Below are 2,824 nucleotides of genomic sequence, written 5' to 3' on the forward strand. Positions count from 1 at the left end.
GTGATGCTCGTTCCCGCGCGGCTCATCGCGGCGGGTACGGGTGCGTGGAGCCCTGCCAGCGACTGGTCGCCGACTGACAACTATCACGCGGTGCACCTCGCGTTGCTGCGCGGCGACGGCAATCCGGATCATAGCCGTGTCTTTTGGTGGCTCAACGACGTCCGCGTCGGGCAAACTACACAATTCCATGGGGGGCTGCGCGGGTGGACACCCGGCAGCGACGGGTGCGGAGTATTTCCGACCACGTTCGTGGATCGCCCGGTCACGCAGCCGAGCGGCATGAACCCGTTCTGCGCCGGCCTCGCACAGCTTCCCTACCCGGATAGTGGATTGCTCGTCATCGGCGGGACGGACGCAGATATCGGCGACTACGGCGACTACCGGACACGACGATTTCGTCCCGCGGGTGGCACCACTTAGTGCGCCACCACCCCGCGCGTGAGCAACGTGCGTGAAGCGGTGACGAGTCGCACCACGTAGACGCCGGCTGAGAGCCGCGCGTCATCGAGGCGCAGAGTGTGGCGTCCGGGCCCCAGTGCTCCCACCTCGCGCATTACCACGCGGCGCCCGGCGACATCGAACACCTCGAGGCGCGCCGCGTCCGCAACCGGGAGCGTGAACGCCACCACCGGAATCGCAAGTGAGGGGTTGGGGCGGAAGCCAGCGAGCGCGAGCTCGAGTCGCGCCGGTACGTCTACCCACGCCGCCGCGGTCACCTGCTCGCCGCGCGCATCGGTGTAGCGCAGGCGATAAGCGTAGCGAGCACCCGGCGTCATCGCGCGATCTTCGTAGCTCAGCTCATCGGCGTTCTCGCGCACCGCATGGCCGATCGCCTCCCACGGGATTGCTTCAGTGCTCCTCTCGACCACGGCATCGAGTGCCCCCGCGCCCACGCCCTGCCACACGAGCCGCACTCGTTCGGAGGTTGCCTCGGCCTGCGCGAGCGACAGCAGCGCTGGAGTCGGCGAGTCGGCGTAGATGCGCTGGGCGAAGAAGCCGCTTCGGCCGAGCGAAGAAGCTCTCTCTTCCCACACCACCACCGCGCCGCCTACGCCATCCGGAGTCAGGTGCGAGTCGAACTGAGAAGTCGGGCTGCCGGGTGCCACCACACGCCCGAACTCGGGCCACCCCGGAGCAAGCGATCCGTCTGCCAAGAAGTGGTGGATCCGTGCGGTGTTGATCGAGTTGTCCCAGCTCTCGGACTCCCACAGCACGTAGGCGCCACCCGCGCCATCGCCTGCAAGCCCGGCCGCGAACTGGTTCGCGCGCGCCCCGGGCTCGCTCAGCAGCGTGCCGTTCGGCGTCCAGCTGGGTGCCAGCGTGCCGTCGCCCAGTCGGCGCGTCGCGAACACGCCATAGGGTCGCCCGGGCTGCGAGCCCTGCCACGCGACCAGAGCGCCGCCACCGCCATCCCCCTGCACGAACTGACGAGCAGTGCCGAGTGCCACCGGGAACATCGCCACGCCGCCGGGTGGCCACCCGGCAGCGGGTGTGCCGTCGAACAGGAACCGGCGCACGTAGATCTCGCGGTCGAAGAAGTCCCGAACGGTGGCGCCGAGGATGAGAAACCCACCCGCTCCGTCGACTGCCACGCTACGCCCCGCGCGGTTCTCGAGCACCAGCTGGCCGCCGTGCACCCATCCCGGCGCGAATGTGCCGTCGGGTCGCACCCGCGTCGCGAACATGTCTTTGTTCGGGTTGGGAGAGCTGCCGTCAAAGAACGGAGCGAGGAGCCCCCCTTCCCCGTCAGGTAGCGCCCAACGAAACCCCGTCACACTCTGGACCCCCGGCGCCGAGGTCAGCGAGAGGCCGTCGGCCGGCCAGCCCGGTGCCAGCGTGCCGTCGTAGCGGAAGTGCTGGGCATAGACATCGGCCGCGTTGGGGGCGAGGCGATCGCGCCAGTCCCGCCACAGGACGTACACCCCGCCATTTCCATCCGTAGCCAGCGTGGCGCCCTCTTGTTCGTCTGGCGCGCGCGAGGCAGGCAGGCCATTCACCGCCCAGCCGGGCGCGATCGATCCGTTGGGCAATAGATGCTGCACGTAAATGTCTCGAGACGTGCCGCCTCCGGGCAGGATCAGTTGCCGATCGTCAAACCACGCGATATAGACCCCACCCAGGCCATCGGGCTCGATCGCGGTGGGTACCTGCGACCGAATCTCCGCCGCGACCGGAATCCCGCCCAACGGCCAGGCGACCTGTCCTTCGGCCGTGACGTACTGGGCGTAGACATCAGCGGAGGAGCTGTTGCGCCGATCTTCCCAGCAGACGAAGACGCCACCCTGGCCGTCGCCGGCGATGAGCTGGTTCCCGCCCCGGCACAGCCCACCGCACAGATCGACACCGCCCGGCAGCCACTGAGCCGCCGCCGGCGGCGCAGCCATGCCGACCAGCACTAGCGCCGTCGCGGCGGTGAGGGCGAGCCGCGTGAGACCTGTCATGTCGAGCCACCTCGCTCTTTCGGGAAACGACCAGAAAGAGATTGACACCGGGGGGGGGGGGCACCACAGTTCTTTTCGACGGTCGCCCACTCGCCTCTACCGCCCAGCCTCCGCATCGCGACGACCGCGCGACTTCATTGTCGCCCCTGGCCCCACCTGCGGAGGTCCTTCCATGCAAGCTCGCCACTGCCCTCGAGCGCACTCGAGCACCGCCCACGCGACGCGACTCCTGTTTGCGATCGCGCTCCTCGTGAATGTGATGCTCGTTCCCGCGCGGCTCATCGCGGCGGGTACGGGTGCGTGGAGCCCTGCCAGCGACTGGTCGCCGACTGACAACTATCACGCGGTGCACCTCGCGTTGCTGCGCGGCGACGGCAATCCGG

Annotated in this window: 3 protein-coding genes; 2 read left to right on the forward strand and 1 reads right to left on the reverse strand. The window is 68.8% G+C overall.

The genetic code is table 11. The features are described from left to right. Positions 1-420 (forward strand): hypothetical protein (locus HOP12_06050; protein ID NOT33719.1); only part of this gene is annotated, 420 nt, incomplete at its 5' end. Here the strand turns inward: HOP12_06050 and HOP12_06055 are convergent. Then, entirely contained in the window at positions 417-2,441 is a 2,025-nt protein-coding gene (locus HOP12_06055; protein ID NOT33720.1) for a T9SS type A sorting domain-containing protein, read from the reverse strand. The two genes, HOP12_06050 and HOP12_06055, sit on opposite strands and share 4 nt — an antisense overlap. A 172-nt stretch (positions 2,442-2,613) precedes the next feature. On the opposite strand from HOP12_06055, the gene HOP12_06060 reads away from it, so the two are divergent. Next, positions 2,614-2,824: hypothetical protein (locus tag HOP12_06060; GenBank protein NOT33721.1), on the forward strand; the 211-nt coding region annotated here is incomplete at its 3' end.

The organism is Candidatus Eisenbacteria bacterium (assembly GCA_013140805.1).
In the GTDB taxonomy this organism is placed as follows: Bacteria; Eisenbacteria; RBG-16-71-46; order RBG-16-71-46; family RBG-16-71-46; genus JABFRW01.

Coding starts and splice junctions, on each gene's coding strand:
- HOP12_06055 (NOT33720.1), bottom strand. CDS start 2,441: ATGACAGGTCTCACGCGGCTCGCCCTCACCGCCGCGACGGCGCTAGTG.